22 protein-coding genes and 4 pseudogenes are annotated in these 25,983 nt (G+C 57.7%); 14 read left to right on the top strand and 12 right to left on the bottom strand.

The genetic code is table 11. From position 1 onward, the window contains the following. Positions 1 to 73 precede the first annotated feature (73 nt). Complete coding sequence (locus ATY29_RS20880) at positions 74 to 1,417, top strand: chloride channel protein (protein WP_097537218.1); 1,344 nt, start codon at positions 74 to 76, stop codon at positions 1,415 to 1,417. Here the strand turns inward: ATY29_RS20880 and ATY29_RS20875 are convergent, their stop codons facing one another. After that, the gene (locus ATY29_RS20875; protein ID WP_003569590.1) at positions 1,418 to 1,864 is read right to left on the bottom strand and encodes an RrF2 family transcriptional regulator; all 447 of its coding nucleotides are present in this window, start codon (positions 1,862 to 1,864) and stop codon (positions 1,418 to 1,420) included. Between the two features lie 419 nt (positions 1,865 to 2,283). On the opposite strand from ATY29_RS20875, the gene ATY29_RS20870 reads away from it, so the two are divergent. From ATY29_RS20870 to cysN, 3 genes are all read left to right on the top strand, one after another. Then, positions 2,284 to 3,042 carry a phosphoadenylyl-sulfate reductase gene (locus ATY29_RS20870; RefSeq protein WP_003569591.1) on the top strand — a complete coding sequence of 253 codons (759 nt, stop codon included), beginning with the start codon at positions 2,284 to 2,286 and terminating at the stop codon, positions 3,040 to 3,042. Positions 3,043 to 3,156: 114 nt separating this feature from the next. Further along, a complete protein-coding gene (gene cysD / locus ATY29_RS20865; protein WP_003569592.1) occupies positions 3,157 to 4,110 on the top strand; it encodes a sulfate adenylyltransferase subunit CysD in 954 nt (317 codons plus the stop codon). Position 4,111: 1 nt separating this feature from the next. Then, positions 4,112 to 5,608, top strand: a complete 1,497-nt coding sequence (cysN, locus tag ATY29_RS20860) for a sulfate adenylyltransferase subunit CysN (protein WP_003569593.1) — start codon at positions 4,112 to 4,114, stop codon at positions 5,606 to 5,608. Positions 5,609 to 5,809: 201 nt separating this feature from the next. Here cysN and ATY29_RS37795 read toward each other — a convergent pair. Next, positions 5,810 to 5,934 (bottom strand): annotated as a pseudogene (locus ATY29_RS37795) (GntR family transcriptional regulator); the annotation flags it as partial. A 194-nt stretch (positions 5,935 to 6,128) separates the two neighbouring features. Here ATY29_RS37795 and ATY29_RS20850 point away from each other — a divergent pair. Further along, complete coding sequence (locus ATY29_RS20850) at positions 6,129 to 7,082, top strand: NmrA/HSCARG family protein (protein ID WP_097537216.1); 954 nt, start codon at positions 6,129 to 6,131, stop codon at positions 7,080 to 7,082. A gap of 56 nt (positions 7,083 to 7,138) precedes the next feature. On the opposite strand, the gene ATY29_RS20845 is transcribed toward ATY29_RS20850, so the two are convergent. Then, on the bottom strand, positions 7,139 to 8,059 hold the full coding sequence (locus ATY29_RS20845) for a LysR family transcriptional regulator (RefSeq protein WP_097537215.1): 921 nt from the start codon (positions 8,057 to 8,059) through the stop codon (positions 7,139 to 7,141). 111 nt (positions 8,060 to 8,170) lie between these two features. After that, positions 8,171 to 9,205: a LacI family DNA-binding transcriptional regulator gene (locus tag ATY29_RS20840; protein WP_097537214.1), complete on the bottom strand. Its 1,035-nt coding sequence runs from the start codon at positions 9,203 to 9,205 to the stop codon at positions 8,171 to 8,173. A gap of 556 nt (positions 9,206 to 9,761) precedes the next feature. Here ATY29_RS20840 and ATY29_RS20835 point away from each other — a divergent pair. Next, on the top strand, positions 9,762 to 11,264 hold the full coding sequence (locus ATY29_RS20835) for a DegQ family serine endoprotease (protein ID WP_097537213.1): 1,503 nt from the start codon (positions 9,762 to 9,764) through the stop codon (positions 11,262 to 11,264). Positions 11,265 to 11,805: 541 nt separating this feature from the next. Continuing rightward, the gene (locus ATY29_RS20830; protein WP_003569598.1) at positions 11,806 to 12,006 is read left to right on the top strand and encodes a hypothetical protein; all 201 of its coding nucleotides are present in this window, start codon (positions 11,806 to 11,808) and stop codon (positions 12,004 to 12,006) included. A gap of 496 nt (positions 12,007 to 12,502) precedes the next feature. On the opposite strand, the gene ATY29_RS20825 is transcribed toward ATY29_RS20830, so the two are convergent. The 7 genes and pseudogenes from ATY29_RS20825 to ATY29_RS20795 all read right to left on the bottom strand — a co-directional run bounded on the left by ATY29_RS20825 (position 12,503) and on the right by ATY29_RS20795 (position 16,483). Beyond that, positions 12,503 to 12,688, bottom strand: a complete 186-nt coding sequence (locus ATY29_RS20825) for a hypothetical protein (protein ID WP_003569599.1) — start codon at positions 12,686 to 12,688, stop codon at positions 12,503 to 12,505. Positions 12,689 to 12,986: 298 nt separating this feature from the next. Beyond that, entirely contained in the window at positions 12,987 to 13,337 is a 351-nt protein-coding gene (locus ATY29_RS20820; RefSeq protein WP_097537212.1) for a DUF1515 family protein, read from the bottom strand. A 10-nt stretch (positions 13,338 to 13,347) separates the two neighbouring features. After that, positions 13,348 to 15,200, bottom strand: a pseudogene (locus ATY29_RS20815) (SGNH/GDSL hydrolase family protein). Then, complete coding sequence (locus ATY29_RS20810) at positions 15,197 to 15,406, bottom strand: hypothetical protein (RefSeq protein ID WP_097537211.1); 210 nt, start codon at positions 15,404 to 15,406, stop codon at positions 15,197 to 15,199. The pseudogene ATY29_RS20815 and the gene ATY29_RS20810 overlap by 4 nt, the downstream one beginning before the upstream one ends. Before the next feature lie 22 nt (positions 15,407 to 15,428). Further along, entirely contained in the window at positions 15,429 to 15,791 is a 363-nt protein-coding gene (locus tag ATY29_RS20805; protein ID WP_097537210.1) for a hypothetical protein, read from the bottom strand. After that, positions 15,791 to 16,254, bottom strand: a pseudogene (locus ATY29_RS20800) (lysozyme). The gene ATY29_RS20805 and the pseudogene ATY29_RS20800 overlap by 1 nt, the downstream one beginning before the upstream one ends. Beyond that, entirely contained in the window at positions 16,229 to 16,483 is a 255-nt protein-coding gene (locus ATY29_RS20795; RefSeq protein ID WP_097537209.1) for a DUF7940 domain-containing protein, read from the bottom strand. The pseudogene ATY29_RS20800 and the gene ATY29_RS20795 overlap by 26 nt, the downstream one beginning before the upstream one ends. A 444-nt stretch (positions 16,484 to 16,927) precedes the next feature. Here ATY29_RS20795 and ATY29_RS20790 point away from each other — a divergent pair, with 444 nt between their 5' ends. The 7 genes from ATY29_RS20790 to ATY29_RS20760 all read left to right on the top strand — a co-directional run bounded on the left by ATY29_RS20790 (position 16,928) and on the right by ATY29_RS20760 (position 25,717). Next, entirely contained in the window at positions 16,928 to 18,916 is a 1,989-nt protein-coding gene (locus ATY29_RS20790) for a hypothetical protein (RefSeq protein ID WP_097537208.1), read from the top strand. A gap of 319 nt (positions 18,917 to 19,235) precedes the next feature. Next, entirely contained in the window at positions 19,236 to 20,222 is a 987-nt protein-coding gene (locus tag ATY29_RS20785; protein WP_097537207.1) for a lysylphosphatidylglycerol synthase transmembrane domain-containing protein, read from the top strand. A 6-nt stretch (positions 20,223 to 20,228) separates the two neighbouring features. Next, the gene (locus ATY29_RS20780; protein ID WP_097537206.1) at positions 20,229 to 21,560 is read left to right on the top strand and encodes a glycosyltransferase family 2 protein; all 1,332 of its coding nucleotides are present in this window, start codon (positions 20,229 to 20,231) and stop codon (positions 21,558 to 21,560) included. Between the two features lies 1 nt (position 21,561). Beyond that, positions 21,562 to 22,338 carry a class I SAM-dependent methyltransferase gene (locus tag ATY29_RS20775; protein WP_097537205.1) on the top strand — a complete coding sequence of 259 codons (777 nt, stop codon included), beginning with the start codon at positions 21,562 to 21,564 and terminating at the stop codon, positions 22,336 to 22,338. Between the two features lie 5 nt (positions 22,339 to 22,343). Further along, positions 22,344 to 23,084, top strand: a complete 741-nt coding sequence (locus ATY29_RS20770; protein ID WP_097537204.1) for an FkbM family methyltransferase — start codon at positions 22,344 to 22,346, stop codon at positions 23,082 to 23,084. A gap of 28 nt (positions 23,085 to 23,112) precedes the next feature. Beyond that, on the top strand, positions 23,113 to 23,958 hold the full coding sequence (locus ATY29_RS20765) for an FkbM family methyltransferase (RefSeq protein WP_097537203.1): 846 nt from the start codon (positions 23,113 to 23,115) through the stop codon (positions 23,956 to 23,958). Positions 23,959 to 24,019: 61 nt separating this feature from the next. After that, the gene (locus tag ATY29_RS20760) at positions 24,020 to 25,717 is read left to right on the top strand and encodes a hypothetical protein (RefSeq protein ID WP_097537202.1); all 1,698 of its coding nucleotides are present in this window, start codon (positions 24,020 to 24,022) and stop codon (positions 25,715 to 25,717) included. A gap of 71 nt (positions 25,718 to 25,788) precedes the next feature. Here ATY29_RS20760 and ATY29_RS37790 read toward each other — a convergent pair. After that, positions 25,789 to 25,917: pseudogene (locus ATY29_RS37790) on the bottom strand (acyltransferase); the annotation flags it as partial. Positions 25,918 to 25,983: the final 66 nt, after the last annotated feature.

The following is a 25,983-nucleotide window of genomic DNA, read 5'->3' as shown; positions in this document are numbered from 1 at the left end:
ACCAAATCTTGAAGAAAGAGGTGGTCGCCTCCCGGCAAACCGGTTTAAGAGGTCATATCCAATATTCCTCGGCATGCCAGTGTTGTATCGTAAGTCCAGACTTCTTCGCAGATCCCGTGTCCTGTGGGGCTCCTTTTCGGTGTGGCGTCCGCGGCTGATCTTCTGGTTCGGCGCCTTGGCGATCGGCGTCATCAGCGTCGGCTTCGCCCGGCTTGCGGATCTCGCGCAACACGCCTTCGCCGGCGTGACCGCTTCGGGGCAATGGAGCTTTCTGCTGCCGCTCATTATCACGCCGCTCGGCTTCATGCTGTCGGCCTATCTCGCCGCGACGTTTTTCCCGAATGCGCAGGGCAGCGGCATTCCGCAGGCGATCGCCGCGCGGCATCTGCGCGATCCGGACGACCGGGCGCGCCTGCTGTCGCTGCGGCTGGTCGTCGGCAAGATCGTGCTGACCGTGCTGGGGCTGGCGAGTGGCGCATCGATCGGCCGCGAAGGCCCGACGGTGCAGGTCGGCGCCTCGATCATGCTGGCCGTCGCCCGCTTCGGCGGCATGGCGCAGGCGCGCGGGCTGATCCTCGCCGGCTCGGCGGCCGGCATCGCCGCCGCCTTCAACACGCCGCTCGCCGGTGTCGTCTTTGCGATCGAGGAAATGAGCCGGACCTATGAGTCGCGCGCCAACGGCCTGGTGCTGACCGCCGTCATCCTTTCCGGCCTTGCCGCCCTCGGGCTTGCCGGCAGCTACAGCTATTTCGGCTCCGCTGCGGTCGCCCCTGCCTCCGTGCGCGACTGGGAACTGGTGCTCGTCTGCGGCATCGGCGGCGGCGCATTGGGTGCTGTTTTCAGCGGGCTCGCGCTCCATCTCGGGCAGCATGTCCGCCGATGGGCGCATCCGCAGCCGCTGCGGCGGATGGTGATGCTGGCAACAGTCTGCGGCCTCGCCGTCGCGGTGATCGGCATCCTGTCTGACGGCACGACCTTTGGAACGGGCTACGACCAGGCGAAAGCCGCCGTCGAGGGCAATCCCCTGCCCCTGCTGTTCTTCCTCGAAAAGCTCCTTGCCGGCTTCCTGTCGATGATCTCGGGAATTCCGGGCGGCATCTTCGCGCCTTCGCTTGCCGTCGGCGCCGGCTTCGGCAGTACCGTCGGTTCGCTCCTCGGCAGCAGTATCGCGCTTGCAGCCATTCTCGGCATGGCTGGATATTTCTCCGGTGTGGTGCAGGCGCCGATGACGGCCTTCGTCATCATCCTCGAAATGACCGGCGATCACCAGGCCGTCATCCCGATCATGGCAGTCTCGATGATCGGCTACATCACCTCGCGCATCCTCTCACGCGAACCGCTCTATCACGGCCTGTCACGCGTCTTCATCGCCGCGGCGATCAGGGCCCGGCGTGCCAGGGAAACGGTTGAGAACTGATCAGGCCAGCAGCCGGGTGACTTCGGCGCCGTGCCTCGGGCCGACGGCATCGGCGATGGTTGTGGAGAACAGCACCTTGCGGGTGGCGTCGGCCACCTTGGCGAAGACGTGGCGGATCTGGCAGTTTTGTTCGCCGTCGCAATCGTCGCATCGGCGGTAGGCGGTGATCGACAGGCAGGGCAGCGGGGCGATCGGGCCGTCGATAATGCGCAGGATTTCACCGAAGGTGATGGTATGGGCGGGCTTCAGCAGCAGATAGCCGCCCTGCTTGCCGCGGCGGCTGACGACGATGCCGTGATGTTTGAGGTCGAGCAGGATCTGTTCGAGGAACTTTTTCGGGATCTTCTGCTGCGCCGCGATGTCGGAAATCATCACCGGTTCGTCGGCATCGGCATCCGCCAGGACCGTCAGCGCCCGCAGCGCATATTTCGCCTTTTGCGTAATCATCTCAGACCATCGACACACAGGCGGCGCGAATTTCCGCGCCGCTACGGAAGTACTTTCGCCTCTATGGCACAACCAGCATGAACGGAATTTGAACGCACCGGAGAAAGCCTTGAGGACTAAGCGTTTTCGGCCTTGTTTTTCCCTCTCGGCCAAGCTGTCACAATCTACGCTTAAACCGCCCTTTCTGCACCTTTTTCGGCATCACTTCAGATTTCGGATTGACAGGCCGCGTGTAACTCTACTATTTTTATAGACATACCAGCTGTTCGCGGGGATTTTTATCTTCGGGCGGCTGTTTTTTTGCATTGCGGCAGCTTCGGAGAGATATTTGCTCCTCCGCCCGCAGCTTTCGAAATCCCTTTTTCTGTCCGATCCAGGATCGAACTGCGATACTCCGGTCAACAAAGGACAGGATTCTCATGACTGTTATCAAGTCGATTGCGGAAAAAGGGCCGATTGCCGAAGCCGAGGCGCTGAACGACAGGCTGGCCGGTCTCGACCTGGCCGGGCGTCTGTCGCTGGTCGCAGGTCTTGGCGGTCGCGTGGTGTTCACCACTTCGCTCGGCATCGAAGACCAGGTGATTACCGCCGAGATCGGCACGCATCGCCTGCCGATCGATGTTGCGACGCTGCAGACCGGTCGGCTGTTTGCCGAGACGCTGGCGCTGATCGAAGAGACCGAAAGCCAGTACGACATCAAGATCCAGCGCTACGAGCCTGAAAAGGCCGATATCGACGCCTATGCGGCGCAATACGGCCTCAATGGTTTCTACGAGAGCGTCGAAGCCCGGCATGCCTGTTGTGGCGTGCGCAAGCTGAAGCCGCTTGCGCGTGCACTTGAGGGCGCTGCGATCTGGATCACCGGCCTGCGCCGCGGCCAATCGGCCAACCGCGCCGAGACACCCTTTGCCGAATATGACGCCGAACGCCACCTCTTGAAGGTCAATCCGCTCGCCGATTGGGATCTCGAGGCGATCAAGGCCTTCGTTTCCGCAAACGGCGTGCCGGTCAATCCGCTGCATGCCCGCGGCTATCCCTCGATCGGCTGCGAGCCCTGCACCCGGGCGATCAAGCCCGGCGAGCCGGAACGCGCCGGCCGCTGGTGGTGGGAGCAGGATGAGACGCGCGAATGCGGCCTGCATGTCGCCGAAGAGGCAGCGGCGGTCGCCGCGGTATAATCAACTTCACGGCTATCCCAATTCAAGGCGCGGCGACCGCCGCTGCCTTGGGAAAGCCAACATCAAGGAATTGTTTGCGGGCCGCCGCAAACGACCGACAGTCTGGAGTAAGACATGCCCGATAGCCGTCCGGATACGGAACTCAGCAATCCACAGAGCGCCAAGGCGCCGCTCGACCCGCATCTGAAGGCGCTGGAAAACGAATCCATCCATATCTTCCGCGAGGTTGCCGCCGAATTCGAGCGTCCCGTCATGCTCTATTCGATCGGCAAGGATTCCTCGGTGCTGCTGCACCTGGCGCGCAAGGCCTTCTATCCCGGCCGCGTGCCCTTTCCGCTCCTGCATGTGAACACCGGCTGGAAGTTCCGCGAGATGATCGCCTTCCGCGACGCGACCGCGAAGAAGTACGATCTCGACCTGATCGAGCATATCAATCCGCGCGGTGCAGCCGAAAACATCACGCCCTTCACCCATGGTTCGGCCGCCTTCACCGACATCATGAAGACCGAGGGCCTGCGCCAGGCGCTCGATGCCGGCCAGTTCGACGCCGCTTTCGGCGGCGCGCGCCGCGACGAGGAAGCCAGCCGCGCCAAGGAGCGCATCTATTCCTTCCGCACCCCCGATCATCGCTGGGACCCGCGCAACCAGCGGCCGGAACTCTGGAACGTCTATAACGGCATGATCCGCAAGGGCGAGAGCGTACGCGCCTTCCCGCTCTCGAACTGGACCGAAGTCGATATCTGGCGTTACATCCAGGCCGAGGACATTCCGCTGGTGCCGCTCTATTACGCCAAGAAGCGGCCGTTCGTCGAACGCGACGGCATGATGATCCTCGCCGAGGATCCGCGCTTGGAACTGCTGCCCGGCGAAGTGCGTCAGGAAGGCATGATCCGCTTCCGCACGCTCGGCGACTTCCCGCTGACCGGCGCCATCCGCTCTGAGGCCACCACCCTCGAAGAGGTGATCGCCGAACTCGAAATCGCAACGGTGTCCGAACGCCAGGGCCGCGCCATCGACCGCGACCAGTCCGGCTCCATGGAAAAGAAGAAGCGTGAAGGATATTTCTGAGATGACCGTAGTGCAAACCGCCGTCTCGGCCGCAACCGCCGTCAGCCTGCCCGCCGCCGAGCCGCAGAAGGCCCAGCGCGACTCGCGCCCGCTACGGCTCATCACCTGCGGCAGCGTCGATGACGGCAAGTCGACGCTGATCGGCCGCCTGCTTTGGGACACCAAGGCGGTCAAGGAGGACCAGGCCGCCACGCTGCAGCGCGATTCCACCGGCAAGCAGAACGATCTCGGCCTGCCCGACTTCGCGCTGCTGCTCGATGGCCTTCAGGCCGAGCGCGAACAGGGCATCACCATCGATGTCGCCTATCGCTATTTCTCGACCGACAAGCGCTCCTTCATCGTCGCTGACACGCCCGGCCACGAGCAATATACCCGCAACATGGCGACCGGCGCCTCGACCGCCGATCTCGCCATCCTGCTGGTCGATGCGCGCTTCGGCATTCTCGAGCAGACGCGTCGCCACGCGACGATCGCTTCGCTGCTCGGGATCAAGCAGTTCGTGCTCGCCGTCAACAAGATCGACCTGACGGGCTACGATCGCGCCGGCTTCGACAAGATCAGCCATGAGTTCCGGGAATTTGCGCTTTCGCTCGGCGTCAAGCAGATCACCGCCATCCCGATGTCGGCGCTGAAGGGCGAAAACGTCGTCTATTCCGGCCAGGCCGCCATGCCCTGGTACAGCGGCCCGACGCTGGTCGAGACGCTGGAGCTTGCCACCGTGCGATCGTCGCAGACGGTCGGCTTCCGCCTGTCGGTCCAGCGCGTGTCGCGTCCGGGCGAAAGCTTCCGCGGCTACCAGGGCACGGTTGCCGGCGGCTCGGTCAAACCAGGCGACAGCGTCATGATCCTGCCGTCGGGCATGGTTGCCAATGTCTCCAAGATCGTCACCTTCGATCTCGTGCGCAATGCCGCGGTTGCCGGCGACGCCATAACGCTGGTGCTCGACCGCCAGGTCGATGTGGCGCGCGGCGACATGATCGTCTCGATCGATGCCCAGCCGCAGGTCGGCCTTGCCTTCGACGCGCAGATCGTCGCACTCCAGCCCGAGGGCATCGAGCCCGGCAAGCGCTACTGGCTGAAGAGCGGTTCGCGCCGCCAGCGCGTCCAGGTGCAGCCGCTCAGCCAGTTGGAACTCAAGACCGGCACATGGAACGCCGCCCAGCGGCTCTACATGAACGCCATCGGCAAAGTCCGGCTCGTCTTCGACGAAGCGGCGATCTTCGACCCCTATGAGCAGAACCGGCAGTCCGGCTCCTTCATCCTGATCGATCCGGAGACCAACAACACGGTCGCCGGCGGCATGGTGACCGGCAAACGCACCGAACTCGGCGGCCTGCACAATGGCGAAGGCCGCGTCATCCTCTCGCTGCCGGCCGATCTCGCCGAACAGATCATGGCCAGCGAACTCTTCGCCAGCCGCAGCCATGAGGCTGAGGTACGGCGCATGACGGCAGCGGAAGCGGCCGACCTCTGGTCGAGCGCTGCCAGCGATATTTGATAGGGTTCGAGGGGGCTACCCCTCATCCGCCTGCCGGCACCGACCGGGGTCGAGCCACGGTCTCGACGCGTCCTTCGGGCCCCCGTAAACGGGGCGAAGGGACCATGTAGCAACCTCTCCGCAGGGCACGTCCCCTCTCCCCGTCAGAACGGGAGAGGGTTAGGGTGAGGGGCGGCTTCTGGCTCTGCAGACCCTATCGACTTACCGCGTCGAACCCCGCGGAATAATGATAAAGCCCAAGTGACCTTGTCTTCCTCAGCCGGCTCGTCGCGGACGTCCCGCAGCAGCATGTCGGCGACGCGGTAGCCGATATCGTAGCGCGGCATGGACTTGTCTCGGCGCTGGCCGGCGCCACTTATCCATAAAATGGCATTATATTATGCATTTCAGCGATCTACATCAAAAGAACCTGCTTCGATAAAGTACCACGTCAAAGGTAGGCGTTCGGCACGGACCGACCGCCCTGCCTTGCAAGGACGCCGCCGATCTGGCGGCGAATGACAGGGAAAAGGATGAAGCTATGTCTACAGACAGTAAGCCACTGATCGCGGTAATGGGGGCAACGAGCAAACAAGGGCGCAGCGTCGTTGCGACACTTCTTGAGAGCCAACGTTTCCGCGTCCGTGCTTTCACTCGGAGAAAGGATTCGCCCGAAGCTTTACGTCTCGAGCAACTCGGCGCCGAAATCGCCACCGTGCCTCTCGAACTCGGCCTTCAGAAGGAACTCGTTGCTGCATTCAAGGGCGCAGATGGCGCATTTCTGATGACGCCTCCGATCGCCCCGCCGGAGACGAGCGAGGCTCCTCTCGGCCGGCAGTTGGCGGATGCGGCCGTGGAGGCCGGCATCGGGCACATTGTTTTCAGCACGCTCGAGAATGTCGACAAGATCGCCGGTGGGACGAAGTATGCACCGCACTTCACCGACAAGGCGCGCGTTGCAGATTATATCCGCGGCCTGCCGATCTCTCATTCCTTCATCATGCTGGCATTCTTCTACACCAATCTTCTCGAGTATTATGCGCCGCGCATGGAAGGCGACTCCCTGCTCTTGCCGATTTATCTTCCGGAAGATTTCGCAGCACCCTTCGTCGATCCGCTGACGGCAACCGGGCCTGTTGTCCTCGAGATCTTCTCGAACCCTGAGCGCTACAACGGCAAGACGCTGCCGATCGTCGGCGATATCATTTCTCCGCGGGAAATGGTCGAAACCTTTCAACGCGTGACAGGCCTCAAGGCCGAGTATCGAAATGCTTTCACCAGAGACGGCCTGCTGCACTATTTTCCCGAGTTTGCCGCCAACGAATTTCTTGTTCGAGAGATTCTCGGGATGGTCGAATATGCTGTCGAGTATGGCTATTTCGGTAAGGAGCACGATCTCGAATGGAGCCGTCGCCTGAATCCCGAGACGCATGACTGGGAGCAGTTTCTGCGGACGACGGGGTGGCGCGGCGACAAGCGGTCCTTCGGAGGTTGACGCCTAGCTCGCCTCGCGGCAGCGATTTTGACAACGGCGTGCTTGAAAACGAAGACTTACGATTGCCGGATTCCCGGTAGTTTGGAAATCTCGGCGGCAAGAAAGTCGACGAGCAGCCGAACGCGGGCAATGGCTGCACGCTCCGGAACGATCAGCAAGCTCACCGGAACCGGCGAAGGCCGATAGTCGCCAAGCACGACCTCGAGCCGGCCGTCGTCCAGAAGATCGTGGATCAGCCAGAGATGGGTAGGACCAATGCCGCGTCCGGCGGCAAGGGCTTCGCGCGCCGCAAGCCCGTGATCGACGCGCAGACGACCGCTGACGGGAACCATCAGGCTGGTGCCATCGGGCGAGGAGAGAAGGATCTGATTGCTGCCCGCCACGTTGGACATCACGACGGTTTCGTAGCGTGACAGATCGGCCGGGCGCTGCGGCCGTCCGCGAACAGACAAATACGCCGGAGCACCGACCAGCAGCCGCTGGCTCTCTCCGAGCGCATGAAGTTTCATTGCGCTGTCGGCGAGAGGTCCAAGACGGAGCGCCACGTCAACGCCTTCGCGCACCAGGTCGATACGCTCGTCCGTCAGGTTGAGATCGACGCGGATATCCGGATGCCTGTCCTGAAAGTCGAAGATCATCCGCGTGACATGCATGACGCCGAGCGCTGCCGTACAGGAAAGCCGAACTGCGCCGGCGGGGGCCTGGCGGGCATCTCTGGCTTCTTCAGCTGCCTGTTCGACCAGGCGCAATATCTGAAGGCAGTTGGTATAATAGCGACTGCCTTCGTCAGTAAGGGTGACGCGGCGCGTGGTGCGGCTGAGAAGCGGCACGCCGACAGCCTCCTCAAGTTCATTGAGGTGCCGCGTGACGGTGGATTGGCCGACACCCAGCTCCCTTGCGACCATCGACAGATTGCCCCGCTCGGCGACACGAACAAAGGTGCGCATTCTGTCAAAAGACAGGCCCGCTTTATCCATTTTTCAGCACAGTGGTTGCCATCCGATCCTTATACGGAATAATTCTGACCATGCCCAGTCCAGGCCTCCGCAAGGCTCGGCTCCACGTCTGTTGTCGCGGTGCGTACCAAATTACCGCGTCGAACCGCGCGGAATAATGGTAAAGCCCAAGTCGGCCTTGCCTTCGTGGGGCGGCTCGTCGCGGACGGCGCGCAGCAGCATGTCGGCGACGCGGTAGCCGATCTCGTAGCGGGGAATGTGCACCGTCGTCAGCGACGGCTCGGTAAAGGCCGAGAATTCCAGGTCGTTGAAACCGCAGATGCCGACGTCTTCCGGCACGCGGATGCCGCGCTCCTTGCATTCGATCAGGACGCCGAGCGCCATCTCGTCGCTCTGGGCAAAGACGGCATCGACATCGGGAACGCGCTGCAACAGGTGGGAAAACAGTTCCCGGCCGAGGCCGGTGCGGCTGGCCGAATCGCCGCCGATGATGAGATCGGGGTCGAAATATCCGGCTTCCCGCATTACCGCCTCATAACCTTCGATACGGCGGCGCGAGCGAACATCGGCGCCGCGGCCCATGAAAGCGATCCTGCGATAGCCCCTCGACAACAGGAAGCGGGTGGGGCCGGTGCCTGCCGAATAATGGTCGAGGCCGACGACCAGCCTTTGCGGCTCCTGGCTGAGATCGGCAACATGGGCGATGGGACAGGCGGCACTTTCGATCAGCGGCAGAAGATCACGATAGGATTCGGCGCCGGCGATGATCACGCCGGCCGGCTTCTGCGTCAGGAAGGATTTCAGCAGCCCCGCCTCGCCCTCGGCATGGCGCAGCGTATTGGAATATTGCACGGTGAGTTCGGTGTCGCGGAAGCGATCCTCGATCCCGACCATCAGGTCGGTGAAGCCGTATTGGTGCAAGGCGGGCGTGATGACGCCGACGACACCGTTGTGGCGGCCGGCGAGCGCCCGGGCGGCAAGATTGGGCATATAGCCCATTTCGGCGACCGTGCGCAGGATCACCTCGCGCAGATCTTCCGAGACGATTGCGGGATTGCGAAGCGCGCGCGAAATGGTGATGGGGCTGACGCCCACCTTCTTCGCCACATCGATCAACTTCACTTGCGCGCCGCGCCTGGCCGTCCCCGGCCCCACTGCCTTGTTCATTGTCCCTCAAATGCTGCCCGCGAGACTCACCAACCCTCGATTCGCGGCCTTTGCTTTCTGAAGAATAAATAATTTAGAGTCTACTAACGTTTTAAATTAGCAACAGAATCCAGGGATAAAACTGCAGACAGAGCCGCTGGATCGTCTGGCGGGAATGTACGGGCGTGCGCGTCGCACCGGATCACCGGCTGCGGGAATAAGTCCATTAGATTTCAAGTGAAACCGCCGCGGCGGACGCGAGGCGGAACAAAGTCGGCGTGGAATTTCCAAAGCGTGGGCGCTGGTCCGAAAATCCCTCGGCACAAAGATTAACTTCCAGTAATGTCTTACAAATCGGCAATATCAACATGATCAATATTTAATTTGTAAATCCGCTGGCGGCGATCATATGAATCCCGAGCGCGAATTCTTCTTTTTCGCCCGGTCGCCCCCCAACGGCTGCGCCGCGATGAGAGCAATTGGCGCCCAACGCCATCCGACGCCAGGTCCAGGGGGAAGCCCGACGCCATCCAAAGTCAATGCTCTCGCAAGGGCCACCCTTCCAAGGACCATCACCATGTCACACATCCTCCGCAAACATCGCGCCGCAGCCCTGGTCGGGGCTGCCATCCTCGCCGGCGCCGCATGCCTGCCGTTGACCATCAACGCGTCGAACGCCTCTGCCGCACCGGCCGATGCCGGCGGCGTTCTCGCAGCCAGCGGTTCCTTCGCGTCGATCGTCGACGCCGACAAGCCCGCCGTCGTTACCATCACCACGACTGTGAAGGCGACCGATGTCAGCGCCGACGAGCAGGATTCGCCGATGGACGAGCAGTTCCGCCAGTTTTTCGAGGATCAGGGCATCCCGCTGCCGCGCCAGGCGCCGAAAAACCGGCCTTCGCAGCAGGCCATGGCGCTCGGCTCCGGCTTCATCATCAGCCCGGACGGGGTGATCGTCACCAACAATCACGTCATCGACAATGCCGTCGACATCAAGGTGACGCTCGATGACGGTACCGAACTGCCGGCGAAGCTGATCGGCACCGACCCGAAATCCGATGTCGCCGTCGTCAAGATCGAGGCGGGAAAGCCGCTGCAGACCATTGCCTGGGGCGATTCCGACAAATTGAAGCTCGGCGACCAGATTCTGGCGATCGGCAACCCGTTCGGCATCGGCACCACGGTAACGGCGGGCATCGTTTCGGCGCGCGGCCGCGACCTGCACAGCGGGCCGTATGATGATTTCATCCAGATCGACGCGCCGATCAACCACGGCAACTCCGGCGGGCCGCTGGTCGACCGCAGCGGCAATGTCGTCGGCATCAACACCGCGATCTATTCGCCGAACGGCGGCAGCGTCGGTGTCGGTTTCGCCATTCCGTCCGATGAGGCCAAGGCGATCGTCGCCAAGCTGCAGAAGGACGGCTCGATCGATCACGGCTATCTCGGCGTGCAGATCCAGCCGGTGACGAAAGATGTCGCCGATGCCGTCGGCCTCGACAAGTCAGGCGCACTGGTTGCCGCCGTGACCGCCGATACGCCGGCCGCCCATGCCGGCGTGAAGCCGGGCGATATCGTCACATCGGTCGGCGGCCAGACTGTCAAGACGCCGAAGGACCTGTCGCGGCTGGTCGCCGATCTTTCGCCGGGCGCCAAGAAATCCCTCGGCATCTGGCGCGACGGCAAGGCGATCGACCTCAACGTCACCGTCGGCGGCAACGAGGACGGCCAGAAACAGGCCGCCGCCGAAAGCCCGGATAGCAAGGGCGAGAGCAGCGGCCAGCCGAGCCTCGGCATCGGCCTTGCCGAGCTGACGCCCGATATGCGCCAGCAGCTCAACCTGCCGCGCGCCGTCAGCGGCGCGGTGGTCGCCAGCGTCGATCCCGACAAGTCGGCCGCTGCCGCCGGCATCCAGGCGGGCGATGTGATCGTCTCGGTCAACGACCGACCGGTCCACAACAGCCGCGACGTCAAGACCGCGATTGCCGAGGCCGGCAAATCCGGCCGCAAATCGGTGCTGCTGCTCGTCGAACGCGATGGCAGTAAAACCTTCGTCGCTGTGCCATTTGCCGCCGCCTGAACGGCCGCGTCTGGCAGTAAAACCTTCGTCGCCGTGCCGTTTGCCGCGGCCTGAACGGCCGCGCCTGGCAGCAAGACCGTCGTCGCCGTGCCGTTCAGCGCAGCCTGAGACGAGCGCGCATTTCGAATTTGAGATTGGAAAGGCGAAGCCCGCGAAAGTGGGCTTTTCCGATGTGGTGTCCAGCCCCGGGACAAATCCTCCGGCTCGCGATGTCAAGCCTGACGCCCGCATGGCGAATGCTGGCATTTTTCTGGAAATCTGAAAAAACGCCCCGTCTTTTTGTCCCGAAAAGCGACATGTAAACAAGGTGTTGCGCTATTGACGGACGCGCCCGTTGAGGACCGATCAACCCTCAGTGGACGAATTAACCCTACTGGCTTACCTTAATATCAGCATCACCTTGAATACCTCCCGCCCTATGCCATCGTATTTTCACGATGACTCATTTGGTTTCGGGACAGCTCGCCGGAACCGTGGCCCGCCTTTCATCGAGAGGCCGGCTTCCATAGAGGGCCGAACTCGATCATATGGAGGGTACGCCATGAACAACGTCCTGCAATTTCGTCCGAAATGCCCGCATGTCGAAACTCTCGCCGACTGCCGGGAAGCACTCGAACCGCTCGTGATGAAAATCCTCAGCGAGGCCATCGGCAAGGGCTATCCGCCAGCCGAAGCCGCGATGGTGGTCGCCGATATCGCTGATGATTACATCCTCATGCTGTCGCGCCAACTTGCCCATTGATCGGCTCGCGCTTCGGGCTGTGCGGGCCGGGCAGAGAAGCGCTCCGGCCATCCCGGATGTGCAGTGGACCGCGCAGCGACTGCAGGGGTAGCAGTTGGTACAGGAGACGAGACCTGCTACGCGGTCCGTCGGCCACAACGTCACTATTTGTCGGAAGTTCCGCCAATTCAGGCGCCGCAGATCAGCCGGCGCGCTCGCCCCGTCGGGCCAAGTAACAAGCGAAAATTGCTTCGATCCGCTTCAATCGTTAGACTGGCATGCTTCGGCGCCTGCGAAAAACCAAAGCGCCTCGGCACCCCATCAAAAAACCCCGGCGAAGCGGGGCTTTCAGCGGATTTTCACGGGTAAGCACCACAATCGGCCCTCCCTGATCAACAGGATCGGCGATCAGGACGCCCGGCAGCAAGATCCGGTCCCTCGCCTTCGCGGCATCGTCTGGCGCCGCTCAATCTTTGAGTCATGGCCGTAACGGAGCGTGAAACAGACGCATCCTCTGTCAACGCCACCTCGGCTGTCGCGGCGGAGCGTTGGCCTGGATTTCATGCAGAGGTGCCCGAGACCCGAGAAGTTTCTTCAGCTTCTTTTCTTCGGCCGGACTGATCCCGAACTTGCGGCAATGTTCTGCAATATCAAGCTCCCGGGGACCCGGAATGCGAACCTGGCGATTGTTCATGCTCTTCATGACTGTTTCCTCCTGAAAGGAGAACCAGCCCGATGCGGATTTGTTCGTTAGCGATAGCTAAAATTTAAAAGGCTCGTTTCAGGGCAGCGGAACGCTTGGTGCGACCAGTAAATTATCGTCAATACGACACTGTAGCGGAACCTAGCCGGGCCCTCTTTCGTTATATTAGCAGGAAAGCATGGGTGTTCCTCCCGTGCGATCCGCGTTGTCAACGACTTGCCCCGCTACGGCGGGGCTTTTTTGGAGTCCAGGGCCGGGGGAGCAGATGCAATGGCCAGTTTACTTTGCGCCTGTGCCTCTATTTTCCGACAAACCACCCAGCAGCAGACGCACCAAACTTGGTGATCATGAAGGTAAGCGCCGACGCCCCTATCCCGACGATCCCGAGAGCGCCGAGCCCCATGAGCTTCCACCGGCGGACGTCATCGGTCACCGGCCGCATTTCCGAGATATCCTCTTGCACGGCCGAAGCGGTTCCCTCGACCTTGCCAACGCGATCAACGAGGAGATCCAGCCGTCCGTGCATCTGAGACCGGCTGTTGTCGGATTTGATTTCCGATTGCCTGAAAGCATCCCTGAGATTGCGGACCTCTGCGAGCAGTTCCCCCATCTGCTGATGCAGCCGGGGGTCGAAGTCAGATGTGTTCATGCGGGTGCCTCTAGATTGCGAATTTCGTTTTTTCGGACTGGGCGATGCCGCTGACAATGCGGTCGATCATAACGGGTTGCGGGTGCACCATGGATGCTGGCGTGTTTTCCCCGATCGCCTCGGCCGGACGGACGACCGTTCCAATCGGCATCACCACCGCGCTCGTGCCTTGATATGTGATGACGTTGCCGGCAATGCTGGCGATGACCTGCGTGCTTAGGCGCGCTAGGCCGTCGGGGCCGGAATAGAGATTGATGGTCTGCTCTGCTCGAAGGAAGCTCGCATCTGCCACGGTGATGGAATTGTAGGTAGCAACGCCGTCTGTGCCGGCCTGGACCGTCAGCGTCGTGCTTGGCAGTTCCAGCATACCGGGCCAGCAGCCGCCGCGTGAGGGCGACACCCAGGCTGAGTAAGTATCGATCGCCGCGTCGCAGCAGGACGACGTCTGCGCCATGATATCATCATGCAGCCGCCACTTTCCCGATGCGTCCCGTCGGCCGGCCATGACTGATTGGCCGAATAGGCTTGAAACTCGACCCTCAATCCCAGTTCGCCGAGGCGAATTGTTCCGGTCGCCGGCGACGTGCCGCCCGTAAAATCGTATGTGAAGCTATTCGGACCTGTGACCGTAATCACGACGTTGCCGTTGTAGGCGGTCGGTGTCGCCCCGGTAATGCTGATAGTCTGCCCGCTGGCAAGGCCGGTGGTGCCGGCCGCTATCGTGCCGGTGGCCACCGTCCCTGCCGAGGTCAGCGTTATGGTCTTCTGGATGTCGGTACGGCCAAGCGGCGGGAAGGCGACGATCTTGGCGCCAGGATATTCAGCGCGGATGCGGGTCACCAAACTGCGGTAGTTGGTGTTGAACCACGTGTTGTAAGAGGTCGAAATATCGTTCTGCCCCAGCTGATTGGCGACGACAGTGAACGGCCATTCGCCGCTGTTGAAGGCGATAATTTCGCGGACGATATCCCTGCGACGCGTGGCAATGGAAGATCTGGACCCGGTATATTCGCGGACGGAACCCGCTCCCGGCATGCCCATCAGCAGATGCGGCGTGCGGCCATTGATCCCGTCCTTGTCGAGCCAGCGGCGGAACCAGCCGAGATTGCCGCGGTCATCCGCAGCCGAGCTGAACTCCTGTCGACCTTCGCCGAGGCTGTCACAAAAGCCGAGCGCGACCGGGCGGCCATCCCAATCGCCTTTGGCGACCATGAAGTCGGGGCCGAAATATTGCGGCTGCGCCTGTGTGCCATATCCCGTGTCGAGAGACGCCGTGCTGTCGGCATCCGGGGTGGCCATAAAGGCTTCCAGCGTGGCAAGGTCACTTGCCCCCCAGATTCGCTCGCCTCGATGCTTCTGGATGCGGTAGACGGGCCAGATCTTTTCGGCAACGGCGGTGTGGTAGAAAGTCCAGAGTTCGATCGCGCTTTCGGCGGCGACGTCGGGAATGGTGATTTCATCCGTCCACGCGCCGTTGGTCTGGTCGGCGATCGTAACCGTGTTCGATGCACCGAACTGCAGCTGATGGAAGGTGCCGCCAACGCGCATATACATTTCATCGATAAGGACGGAGTTGCCGGGCGTACCGATGGTTCCGGTGACAATCGTCTCCTGCGGGGAGTTTCCGCCTTCCGTCGACGCGAAGCCCGAGAGGTGAAAGCGGAAAGTCCGCGTCTTATATTGCGGCGTGCTGACTATGATCTTGCTGCACACATAATTCGTGCCGGATGCGGCCGTCACGATGGTGCCCGAGGGCATGCGGTTGCGGGTGGCGAAGAACATGTAGCGGTCGGGATCGACCGGGCCGGATGCGCCAGCCCTGAACCTCGGGCTTGTTACGGCGAGCGATATTCCGTTCATCATCGGCGGGATCCAATTCTGCTGGTGAGGTCGTCGTAAAATTGCTCCATGCGCCCCTGGCGGGCATTGGCGCGGTCGAGCGCCTGGCGCTCGCGGGCAAGGATGGCGATGACAGGCTCGCCTTCGCGGACCGGCGCATGCGCTTCCTGCCGGCGCAGATCATCGGGCAAAGGCGGCAGCGCGATGCCGGCCGCCGCCTGCCCCTTCATGACAGAGGCCCTGTTCAGCCGCTCAGTGGCGGAGCAGCCACTGACGATCAGCAGCAGTGACAGCGCAAGCGCGGTTCTTTTCAGAAAGCTGAAGTTCATAGGATTGGATCTCGGTTTCGAGTGTGTCTCTGGCCGCCTTCTCTGAAGCCTCCGCGGCCAGAAGGCGCTTGCTGTGCTCTTCGGTGGCGAGCGAGGCCGCATTGCGCTGGCGCTCCATCTCGGCCGCTCTCGCATCGGCCGCAGCCTTCTCGGCCAGCAGCACATATCCCGCGCGCGCCTGGCGCGCCGCCGAGGGATAGCCGATCGAAACGGCATAGAGGTGATAGAGCACCAGGCCGGCGGCGATGCCGGTGCCCATTTTGAGGGTGTCGAGCAGGGAGAACATCAGATGCCCTCCAGGCAGAATTGCCGCTCTTTCTGCCGGCGCCTGACAAGGCCGGGAAAGGTGATGCCGGCGGCGCGGTTCCACTTCAACAGCGCCTCGCAGCCCTCGGCCGTCCTACCCTGGTTGATGAGCCTGACCGCGCTCGAGCCGCAAGCGGCCTTGACCCCGACATTATAGGCGAAGGAGGTCAGCGCCACGAAGCGCGCATCCGGCAGCGGCACGCGCACACAGCCTTCGAGCCGCGCGCATAGGTGTTGAGCTCCAGCGCCAGGAGCGCCTTGCACTGCTCCACCGTCTTGCGATCCCCGGGTTTGACGCCATTGGTGCTGCCGTAGCAGATCGTCCACGGCTGCCCCCGTGTGGCCGGATCGGGATGGGCATTCTGCCGCAATCCCTCGAACGACCCGACCAGCGCCACAGCCATGGCCGCGGCGGCACTACCCTTCTGCAGGCGGTTTGCCATTCAGATCTCCTGAGATTTTCTGCTGAACGAAAATGCGGGCGACGATCGCCGCAACGACGAAAAGCCCTGTCGCCGCCGACATGGCGAGCTGGATGTAGAGGTTGCGCGACACCCAGGTTGCCGCGACGAAATTGATGACGGGCTCAAGGACGATACAGAGCAGCGCCAGCGCCATCAGACGGACGGACCAGGCGTGCTTGATCACCGCGCGCCAGTTATGGACGAGCATGGGGTGGGCTCCGGGTTTGGGATAGAGCGGGCGCCCGGCCCCTGCGTGGAGACGGGAGTGAGAGTTGACGTTCAATAGTACGCGGTGGTCTTCCGTCGAGCGGAAAAGGGGTGTGTAGTCCCTGAGTGTGATGGCGCATCATCGATCCTGAGTCGTCTGGAAGAGGGTGCACTATGGGAAATGTTCTTCACGGCAGCGCCCGCACGACGCCGCGTCTTCGAGCCATCCTTGCTGGCAATTGACAAAGAGGAATATTTTTCATTTATGCCGGGCGGAGCCTGCGGCGGCAGGGAGAACGATCCCTATCCGGTCTTGGCGATCGGAATTGAGACTGCGCCGTGACGGGTCGTTGTTGATTCGAGTTTTTCATTTCCGATCTGATGGTTCGCGAGCTCACATCGATGCCGCCCATGAGCGGGAACGCACTGGGGGGAACATCCGGTCATGACTGTGCTCGCCGCCTGGCTTGTCATTGCAGCGATTTTACTATTCGGCCTGACCCTTCATCGTGCGCTTGTGCTTCGGTTGAACCGCGGCGTTAATCCTTCTTTTCGTGACGGGACGGATCTGCTCCTCAGCGGCGTCTTACCGGGACTTGCGCTCGTCGGTGGTTTGGCAACCGCTCTTGGGGCGATTCATTTGTTGCGCGTGGAAGTCGTGCTGCCCCTTGCCGCCATGCTGATGATCTGGCGCCGGGACGATGTGTTGGCGATTTTTGGCGATTTGCGCAATTTGGCCGTGATGGGCGGGCGGGCGACTGCCAAGGGCAATCCTTTCCCGCTTTTGGCATCTGCTGCATTTATTGGCTTGACTGGGGTAATGTCGGTTACAGCGCTTTTCCCGGCAGGATCAGCTGACGTTTGGGCTTTTCAGATCCCACTCGCCCAAAGCATCGTTTCCCATGGTGGATTTGTCACGCCGCAGATAGACAGCAATTTTTACGGAAACATACCGCTTTTCTTCAATGTGCTTTTCGCCAGTGCACTGCTGATCGTCGATCATTGGCTCGCGGCGGGCCTGATGAATGTGGCGATCTTCCTCGGATTTTTGTTATTGCTCACAAGTTGTGCGCACCGCTGGCGGGCGGCTGGATTGTTGCTAGTTTTCTATCTGATCGCGTTTCAGCCCTTTTTTACCCCAGGCGCGGCAGTCCCTTTAACCGCTCTTCCCAGATCCTGTTTTTCGGTTGCGGCTGTCCTTTTTCTCTGGCGCTACCTTGAGACCGGCAGGCCCTCCGAGATTGTCTCTTGTGCTTTGCTCTTGGGTGGGGCGGTCGGTGGCAAATACACCGAGCTTCAGATGGTTGGCTTGGTCGGCTTAGCGCTGTTGCCGTCGATCTATCGCGGCAAAATGCCATTTTCGCTTTTTTTGACCTGCCTGGCCGCGTTTTTATCCCTCGCGGGCTATTGGTACGTCAAAAATCTCATTGTGCTCGGTAACCCTATCTATCCTTTCGTTTTCGGGCATCCCGGACTTTCAGACCAGTGGATGGCGGACTATAGGCTCGAACTCGGCCGTGCTTTTGATCCGGCAAACCGGGTTTTCGTCACCGATCTCACGACCCGTCAGGGCTGGCACGACTTTTTCTTCATCTTGCATGATTGGTTTCTGGATCGTCGGCGATATGCGATCGTCGCTCTCATCCTGATCATTGGAGCGTTGCTCGCGTCGTTCAGAAGGATATTTGTGCTGGTCGCGACGACAACTGCGATGTTCATCATCTGGTACGCCGTCATGTTCAACCATATACGATGGGCAACGCCGGCCTATTTGCTATATTTTTCGACAGCTTACATCGGCGCGAGCTTGATAGTCGAGAAAATTGCAGCGAGCAGTGCTGCCCAGCCGGGTGGAATTTTGTTCGAAATGTCGGCACGTCTGCGACAAGGCCAGAGGGCGGTCAACGGCCATTTGTTTGCGTTTGCGGTGGTTCTCGTTACTCTCGTTGTTTTCTGTCTTCCTGCCGTCAAATTCATGTCTCGCCCTAAACGCCAACCCTATTCCTGGATGGAGCAGGGAACCATGGACGTCCTGATTGGCCGGCAAAAACTCGATGATTTTCTGGGAGCCCAGCGTGAAGGTTACATCATTTATCGCTATGTCGCGGCGAATGATTTGAGGATCGTATTTCAACCATTCGATACCGGCAGTACTTTATATGCGGCCGCTTATACCGGAGGCAGAGATAAGGGATGGTTGCTGCCGACTTATCCTGAATCCGAAAGCGATGTGGACGCCTTCATTGAGCGCAATCACATCCGGTACTTTATCCGGGTGACACAGAAACAGCAGTTGCTGGCCGAACGCATCGGCGCCGCCAAGTTTGCATTGGCAGAAAAAACGATATCGCGAATGCTGCCGGAATCGACTTTGCTGCTGAAAGACGGATTTGGCTGGGAACTGTACCGGTTCAACGGTTTTCCCCCACAATGAAATCGGAAGCGGACGTTCCAGGCGCGCCTTAGTATGGCGCGCCAGTTATGAACGAGCATTGGGGCTCCGGAGGTGTGGCTGTGGAAAAACCCGCCCCCCGAATGGAGACGGGTGTTGTCCGCGGCGACTCAATATAGGTACCGCGAGGTACCGTAATAGTTATCTATTGCTAAAGTTTTCTCTTAAGGGTAGTCGAAGGCCTGAATACGGCTAAAGCGGTGCCGCTCTGTATGTCGTTTTCCCACATTTGCTTGGGCCAGTGGCAGGAGTCATGGCCTGTTTAGCCTTCAAGGCTCTCAAGTTTCGAAGATCGAATTAGATGGCCGCACAAGCTCGTTCAAAAATAAGCGCTCGGACTTTTTTCGCTTATCTTATGAGCCTCGCATTGCTTGCGTTTCTGGTTAGCTCGATTAACTGGCGAGATACTATTCGTATACTGAAGGACGGTGTTCACCCGGTTTCTCTTTGGCCATTTTCGCTCACGGCTGTTTTGATTGCTGTAATCTACGGTTGCCGTTGGCAGATGCTGATAGGTAGAAAACTTGACAAGCGCACCTCTCTTACAGCCTCCATTCTTTGCCTCGGCGGCAACATGTTTCTCCCTGCAAGAGGAGGTGATCTGTTGCGAGTTCACTACAGCCATGTTGCAGGCCGAATAGCTCAAGCCGAGGTATTTGGCAGCCTGATGGTCGAGAAAGTAATCGATCTCATTACGATCGCTGCTGTTGGCGTGTTAGCTGCTACCGTTCTGACATTATCGATGGATACCGCCCACACTGAGATATTGTTTGCTTCGATTGCTTCGGCTCTCGGACTTGCGATTACGGCCATTGTGCTGGTGAAATACTTCAACGCGCTTCTCCTGAAATGGATCTGCACGGTATTCACATATATAGGGTGGGAATCTTTCTTCAACAGACATATCGCAGTGCTAATACGCAGTGCGGGTGAGCAAATGACGCTCAACAATCTGTTCTCTCCCGGCATTCTTACATTATCAATGTGGTTGTCAGCGTATGCTTTTTCGTACGTGTTTGCCGCACAATTTGTGGGGGTGTCACTCAGCTACGAAGAGGCGCTCGTCGTATTGTTCGCAGGCGCCCTAGGGCTGATGCTCCCTGCTGCACCCTCTGGTATCGGAACTTTTCATGCTTCAGTAGTGTCTGCATTCCTTCTCCTGGGGCGCTCCTCCGCTGAAGGTTTTCTCGTAGCGACAGCTATCCATCTCCTATTTTTTGCGGCTTATGTCCTGCCGGCAGCGATCCTTTACGGCCGGTGGCGCATGGCGCGCGTCTTGCCAAGTTAGAGACCGATGAGAAAATATTTCTATTCGTTGCTCCGGAAATACCTGGAGCTTTTTATACTCCCTCAAAATTCCGTCGTAGAAATTGACCCTGCCTCGTCACTCTTAGTAGGTGCGATGCCTCAAGGTCGAATTGCGTTCCGTTCAGAGCCTAATGAAAGCCTCCCCGCTGAGACCTTTCGCGAAAATTCAGCGCTTCCTTTTGAGCAGCTCAGAGAAACCTGCGCTGACTACATAGTGATTGGCGGACTCATTCACTATGAGCGCGACATTCAAAACCTCTTTGCCGATCTGCATAAAGCGTCCCATCCGGAAACTCGCCTGGTTCTTACCTACTATAGCGCCTTGTGGCGACCTTTGGTTAATGTCGCATCGGCCTTGAACTTGCGAGGCAACTTACCCGAAGCCAACTGGTTAGCGCATGAGGACGTTCGAAACCTGCTGGAACTCGAAAATTTCGAGCTGATCAGCTTAGATCAAAAGATCCTGGTCCCGCTCTACATTCCGCTCGTCAGTAATTTTATCAATCGCTACATCGCCCCTTTACCGGTATTCAGAAACCTTTGTCTTTTGAATATCGCTGTCGCAAGACCTGTAGCGACGGTGAAAGAAGTCGACGCGCCATCCGTCTCAGTCATCGTGCCCGCGCGAAACGAAGCCGGCAATATCGACGAAATAGTCAGACGCATTCCGCCAATGGGGCCAAAAGACGAAATCATCTTTATCGAGGGCAATTCAACGGATGAGACCTGGAGTGCGATCCAGGCCGCACAAGCCCGCTATGGATCAGAGCGCAGAATTGTGATTGACCAGCAAGAAGGAAAGGGAAAAGGGGACGCCGTCCGGAAGGGATTCAGCCTTGCCTCGAATGAAATCCTTATGATTCTTGATGCAGACATGACCGTTCCACCCGAGGATCTTCCCAAGTTCTATGCTGCCATCAAAGACAATAAAGGCGAATTCATCAACGGAACGCGGCTTGTGTATCCAATGGAGAAGAAAGCGATGCGTTTCTTCAACCTGCTAGGAAACAAGTTTTTTGCTACGGCCTTTTCGTTCGTTCTCGGTCAGCGGTTCAAAGACACCCTTTGCGGAACAAAGGTAATCAGTCGGTCCAATTATTTGAAGCTCGCCAAAAACCGTTCATACTTCGGCGACTTCGATCCGTTTGGAGATTTCGATCTCATTTTCGGCGCCGCAAGAATGGGATTGAAGATCGTTGAGGTTCCCATCTGCTATCGCCAACGGCTCTACGGAGAAACAAATATTTCCCGGTGGCGCCATGGCGTTATCTTATTGGCGATGCTCGCTTTTTCCGCTCGGCGAATAAAGTTTATCTGAGATGAAGATAGAGAATACAGAACTCTACGATCATGATTTGGCGATGACTTTGGAGAATCGTGACCGACTTCAAAGCAATCGCAACCTAATGCTATGGTATCGCGAACTGTACGCACAGTTGTTCGACCAGATCCCAAATTTTTCTCAGAAGAAGGTACTGGAGATCGGCAGCGGCACATCACCGTTGAAAAAATTTCAACCACATATAATGGCTACAGACGTTCTCAATCTTGATTATCTAGACATCGTTTTTGATTGTCATAATATAGCAGATCTACAAGCTATCAAAGATCACAGTATTGATGTAATTACCCTGACAAATGTACTACATCACCTGCGTGATCCAATTCTCTTTCTCAGCGGCGCAAGTCGCAAACTTAAGAAAGGGGGGCAGTTGGTACTCGTTGAACCCTATTTCTCCGCCGTTTCCTATCCCTTCCTTAAGTTCCTGCACCATGAACCGGTTGATTTCCAAATTTCCCAACCGGTTCTGGATACGATCGAGGGCCCCTTATCGTCTTCAAACCAAGCGATTCCCTATATGATGTTCTTTTCGCGTCGTGATTGGCTGACACGATTGTCCAATCAGTATGATCTAAAGGCAATTAAATTAGGTTATTTTACGAGTATTGCCTACATGGTGACGGGGGGGATCTCTAGGATTTTGCCGGTACCACACTGGCTTTATCGGCTCTATCTCCCAATTGATAGACGGCTCGCGCGTACTTTCCCCGTACTGTTCGCCTCGTTCTTTAGCGCGCACTTGATCGCAAAGTAACAACGATGAACACAACAATCATTTCCATCGCCAATCTGCTGTATAGGCATTGTTATCCGCTCTACTATCCGACCTATCGCTTGTGGAAAAGCTATTCAGATCGGACAGAGCGGGCGTTACTGCGAGAGCTTGTTAGACCTGGCATGACGATTGTGGATGTTGGTGCAAATATCGGGGTCTACACTCGTTTCCTGTCAGGTCTTGTCGGCGATTCTGGGATTGTGCATGCCTTTGAGCCCGCCCCTGCGAACTATCGGCGACTACGAGACAATTTGCGCAACCTGGCCAATGTTCGATTGAGTAATGCCGCGGTCGGAGACCGAAGCGGAGCTATCAAACTTTTTATATCCGACGAGTTAAATGTGGATCATCGTACCTTTGACAGCGGTGACGGTCGACAGGCAATCAGTGTCCCCCTCGCGAGTCTCGATCAGTATTTCCCCCGTGAAACACGCGTAGATCTGATTAAGATCGATGTCCAAGGCTATGAACTCAGCGTGCTACGGGGCGCTGAGCGGGTGCTGCAGGAAAACGTGAATATTAAGATTTTGATGGAGTATTGGCCTTACGGCCTTTCAAAGGCCGGGGTGGATCCTGCAGCTCTCCTCGCTTTTATCGATCGACTTGATCTCGATATACAAATGATCCGCGATGCCGCTTTGCATCATTTTGACGGCACTCAGTTTGATCCGCAGGACGCCCGCGAATACTGCAATCTGATCCTCAGCAGACGCCCGCGTCCATGAGGCCACCAACAACTTAGGACGAAATCACATGCTGTCGACCAGCAACAAAATCAGGATTGCCCGCTCTATTTCGACGGCAATTCTTTGGGGCCGACGTCTCTTTCACCTTCCGTCAGAGCTTACTGCCGTGCGCAGGGGAGTGACTTGGTCTATTGACCTCAAGGAAGGGATAGATCTGGCAATCTATATCCTGGGTGGCTTTGAGGTTCAAACTCTGAAGCTATATACGCAGCTAGTTAAAGAAGGCGATGTCGTCCTCGATATAGGCGCGAACATCGGAGCACATACTTTGCCGTTTGCACAACTTGTCGGAGCTCGCGGCAAGGTGTTCTCCTTTGAACCGACAGCTTTTGCCTTCGGGAAACAGAAGGCCAATATCGCACTCAATCCAACGTTAGCGCCGCGTATCAGCGCACATCAGATGATGCTCATGGCAACAAGTAACACTAAATTGCCTGACGCGGTGTATTCGAGCTGGCCGTTGGAAACTACAAGCGATCTGCATCTCGAACATCACGGCCGCCTGATGGGTACAGTTGGTGCCGCAATGAGTACACTTGATGAATTTGTGTCAGCAAACGGGATTGATCGCATTGATTTCATTAAGTTGGACGTAGACGGAAACGAAAGCGATGTGCTGCTTGGTGCCAAGGCAACAATAATTAAATATCAGCCAAAAATTCTATTGGAGCTTGCGCCTTACGTATACAAATCTCAGCCCGAAAAATTTGATGCGATTCTGAATTCTCTCTGGAGTGTGGGATATGAGATATCCGACGTTGCGAGAAATCGAAAACTGCCGCGAAACCCGGATTTTGTTAGATCGATCATCCCCATAGGCGGAGGATTGAACGTGCTAGCCACTTGCGATTGATATCGCGGAAAGCATCTCCGTATCCACGGTTTGGGGAATTTGGAATATCAGGAGACACATCATGAGCGATTACGTTCGACGTGCGCCCAAACTAACCAGCTTGGTTCTGCTGACTGTTTCAGTTTTGTGTACGCACTGGATGGCCTTCGTTAATGAAGGAATATTTGCGGAAGACGCCGGCCTGTTCTCGTCACTATTTTTCAAGGACTGGAACGCAATTATGAATATGTACTCTTCCGCAGCAGTACCAATGTTCACATACTATGTTTGGCCTCTATCTTATATTCCAAATATTTTCTTGCTAAAATCTATAGTAATTTTCGGCGTTTATATTGCTGTTATTTTTTCCTATCTTATTGGCCTCAAGTGCGGATTCCTCACTGAGAGAGAATCTTTTTATATTGCGCTTTTTTCGAATTTGCTGCCGTTAACGACTGTTACTGTAATTATCACATATTCAACATACTTTAACGCTTACGCGCTGTTCCTGGTGGCCACGTACCTATTTATCTCAGTTGAACGGATCCGCGGAGGCCTTTACTACCTCGCACGAGGCGCTTCTATTCTTATTTACTTCGTGTCGTTTACGCTCAATTCTTTGCTGGTACTTTACGCTGCCGCTTTCATCCTCGCCTACCTCGTCTACATTAGCCAAGCGGCTCGGCAGGTTAGCGACCTACGGGGGTGCATATCCACATTTCTTTCATTCTGTTGGTCAAAACTAGATTTTACAACTCTTCCTATCGTCTATTGGCTGTATAAGGGATTTTTTTACCAAAAGACTGGGCTTTACAACAATTATAATAGCTTTTATTTAGACCTCCCGAGCATTGCTAGTAATTCTTACCGATTTTTAGTCGATGGAATTGTATGGCCTGTTGCGATTAGGCCTGTTGCAATTGACGATTGGAACTTTTATGTGCTTTTGGCTGCCTTCGTATATTCGACGCTTTTTATCGCTTTATTTTTCCTCCTAAGAACGCCAAACGCTGAAAAGCCTGATATCGGCAGTCAGAGACTAGACGGCAGTGTCAAGATAATAAGTTTTGGGCTCTTCTCACTTCTTTGCGGAACTCTTCCCTACATCGTTGTTGGAAAGAGTCCGGAGCTTGGGGTGTTGATGAGAAATGCGATCTTGATGCCCCTCCCGCTGGCTGTGATCGCGGTCGGTGTTTTGCGATTTCTGAAACGAAAAGCGCCTAGCTTGCAGGCCAAGAAAACTTCGTTTGTGTTACTTCTGATCGCTCTTACGTTATTTACAAATCGGTGGTGGGGAAGTTACGCAGCTTGGCAGGCACGAGCGGCAAAAGACTTGGCAGTCTCGCAATACCTTGTTGATAATCCACAATGGTCGACTTTTTCAAATTATTGGATAACCGATAAGTTTCCGATGCCGGGCGAGGCCTCGGAATATGGATTTGCTGATTATACCTCGAAATTTCACATCATTTGGGGCGGACAGAGCCGGATGGCGTTTACACCTGAGCACATAGCGTTCTTCGGCATCGACTCGGCACCAGGCGTGAGGCCAGTTCATTCGACGAACCCCGCACGTATCGCTTTTTTCTGCGACGCCTGGGCCAGCGCAAGAGATATCGATCTGAGTGGACCGCAAGCTGAGCTTGAAATATCGTCCAAAAAAAGCTCATGGGACAATGCATCTCTCGCATACGAGTATCTATATTTTCGCTTTATCAGACCCAGCGAGTTGAAAACCTATTTAGGCGGCTTGGTAAGTGTAACGCTGCGAGCGCTTTGAAATGGTGTGTGAGACGCCAACTTTCCTCACTACCGCTCTTCTTGTCTCCAGCGTCTAGTCGCCGGACCGATTTAGCTGCGGTATTTGATGACTTTCGCTGGCGAACCAACGGCGATTGCATATTCGGGAATATCGGCCGTAACGACGGAATTTGCTCCGATAACGGCGCCCGTCCCTATCGTGACGTTCATCAATATTTTGTAAGCGTCCGGCGAACGCATTTTCGGGTGTCGAGAGATGGAATCTATAGGCCGCGTTTCATCTCA

This window comes from Rhizobium hidalgonense (assembly GCF_002914525.1).
GTDB classification, from domain to species: Bacteria; Pseudomonadota; Alphaproteobacteria; order Rhizobiales; family Rhizobiaceae; genus Rhizobium; species Rhizobium hidalgonense.
Note: the sequence above shows the minus strand (reverse complement) of the source record. Positions and strands in the feature narration are given on the sequence as shown.

Bases quoted from the DNA above. Each gene is read 5' to 3' on its own strand.
- ATY29_RS20805 (WP_097537210.1), bottom strand. From the start codon at position 15,791: ATGTTCTCCCTGCTCGACACCCTCAAAATGGGCACCGGCATCGCCGCC.
- ATY29_RS20760 (WP_097537202.1), top strand. From the start codon at position 24,020: ATGAGCGATTACGTTCGACGTGCGCCCAAACTAACCAGCTTGGTTCTG.
- ATY29_RS20870 (WP_003569591.1), top strand. From the start codon at position 2,284: ATGACTGTTATCAAGTCGATTGCGGAAAAAGGGCCGATTGCCGAAGCC.
- ATY29_RS20770 (WP_097537204.1), top strand. From the start codon at position 22,344: ATGAACACAACAATCATTTCCATCGCCAATCTGCTGTATAGGCATTGT.
- ATY29_RS20820 (WP_097537212.1), bottom strand. From the start codon at position 13,337: ATGAACACATCTGACTTCGACCCCCGGCTGCATCAGCAGATGGGGGAA.
- ATY29_RS20810 (WP_097537211.1), bottom strand. From the start codon at position 15,406: ATGAAGGGGCAGGCGGCGGCCGGCATCGCGCTGCCGCCTTTGCCCGAT.
- ATY29_RS20825 (WP_003569599.1), bottom strand. From the start codon at position 12,688: ATGAAGAGCATGAACAATCGCCAGGTTCGCATTCCGGGTCCCCGGGAG.
- ATY29_RS20880 (WP_097537218.1), top strand. From the start codon at position 74: ATGCCAGTGTTGTATCGTAAGTCCAGACTTCTTCGCAGATCCCGTGTC.
- ATY29_RS20835 (WP_097537213.1), top strand. From the start codon at position 9,762: ATGTCACACATCCTCCGCAAACATCGCGCCGCAGCCCTGGTCGGGGCT.
- ATY29_RS20845 (WP_097537215.1), bottom strand. From the start codon at position 8,059: ATGGATAAAGCGGGCCTGTCTTTTGACAGAATGCGCACCTTTGTTCGT.
- ATY29_RS20830 (WP_003569598.1), top strand. From the start codon at position 11,806: ATGAACAACGTCCTGCAATTTCGTCCGAAATGCCCGCATGTCGAAACT.
- ATY29_RS20785 (WP_097537207.1), top strand. From the start codon at position 19,236: ATGGCCGCACAAGCTCGTTCAAAAATAAGCGCTCGGACTTTTTTCGCT.
- ATY29_RS20790 (WP_097537208.1), top strand. From the start codon at position 16,928: ATGACTGTGCTCGCCGCCTGGCTTGTCATTGCAGCGATTTTACTATTC.
- ATY29_RS20765 (WP_097537203.1), top strand. From the start codon at position 23,113: ATGCTGTCGACCAGCAACAAAATCAGGATTGCCCGCTCTATTTCGACG.
- ATY29_RS20850 (WP_097537216.1), top strand. From the start codon at position 6,129: ATGTCTACAGACAGTAAGCCACTGATCGCGGTAATGGGGGCAACGAGC.
- ATY29_RS20875 (WP_003569590.1), bottom strand. From the start codon at position 1,864: ATGATTACGCAAAAGGCGAAATATGCGCTGCGGGCGCTGACGGTCCTG.
- cysN (WP_003569593.1), top strand. From the start codon at position 4,112: ATGACCGTAGTGCAAACCGCCGTCTCGGCCGCAACCGCCGTCAGCCTG.
- ATY29_RS20840 (WP_097537214.1), bottom strand. From the start codon at position 9,205: ATGAACAAGGCAGTGGGGCCGGGGACGGCCAGGCGCGGCGCGCAAGTG.
- ATY29_RS20795 (WP_097537209.1), bottom strand. From the start codon at position 16,483: ATGCTCGTCCATAACTGGCGCGCGGTGATCAAGCACGCCTGGTCCGTC.
- ATY29_RS20780 (WP_097537206.1), top strand. From the start codon at position 20,229: ATGAGAAAATATTTCTATTCGTTGCTCCGGAAATACCTGGAGCTTTTT.
- ATY29_RS20775 (WP_097537205.1), top strand. From the start codon at position 21,562: ATGAAGATAGAGAATACAGAACTCTACGATCATGATTTGGCGATGACT.
- cysD (WP_003569592.1), top strand. From the start codon at position 3,157: ATGCCCGATAGCCGTCCGGATACGGAACTCAGCAATCCACAGAGCGCC.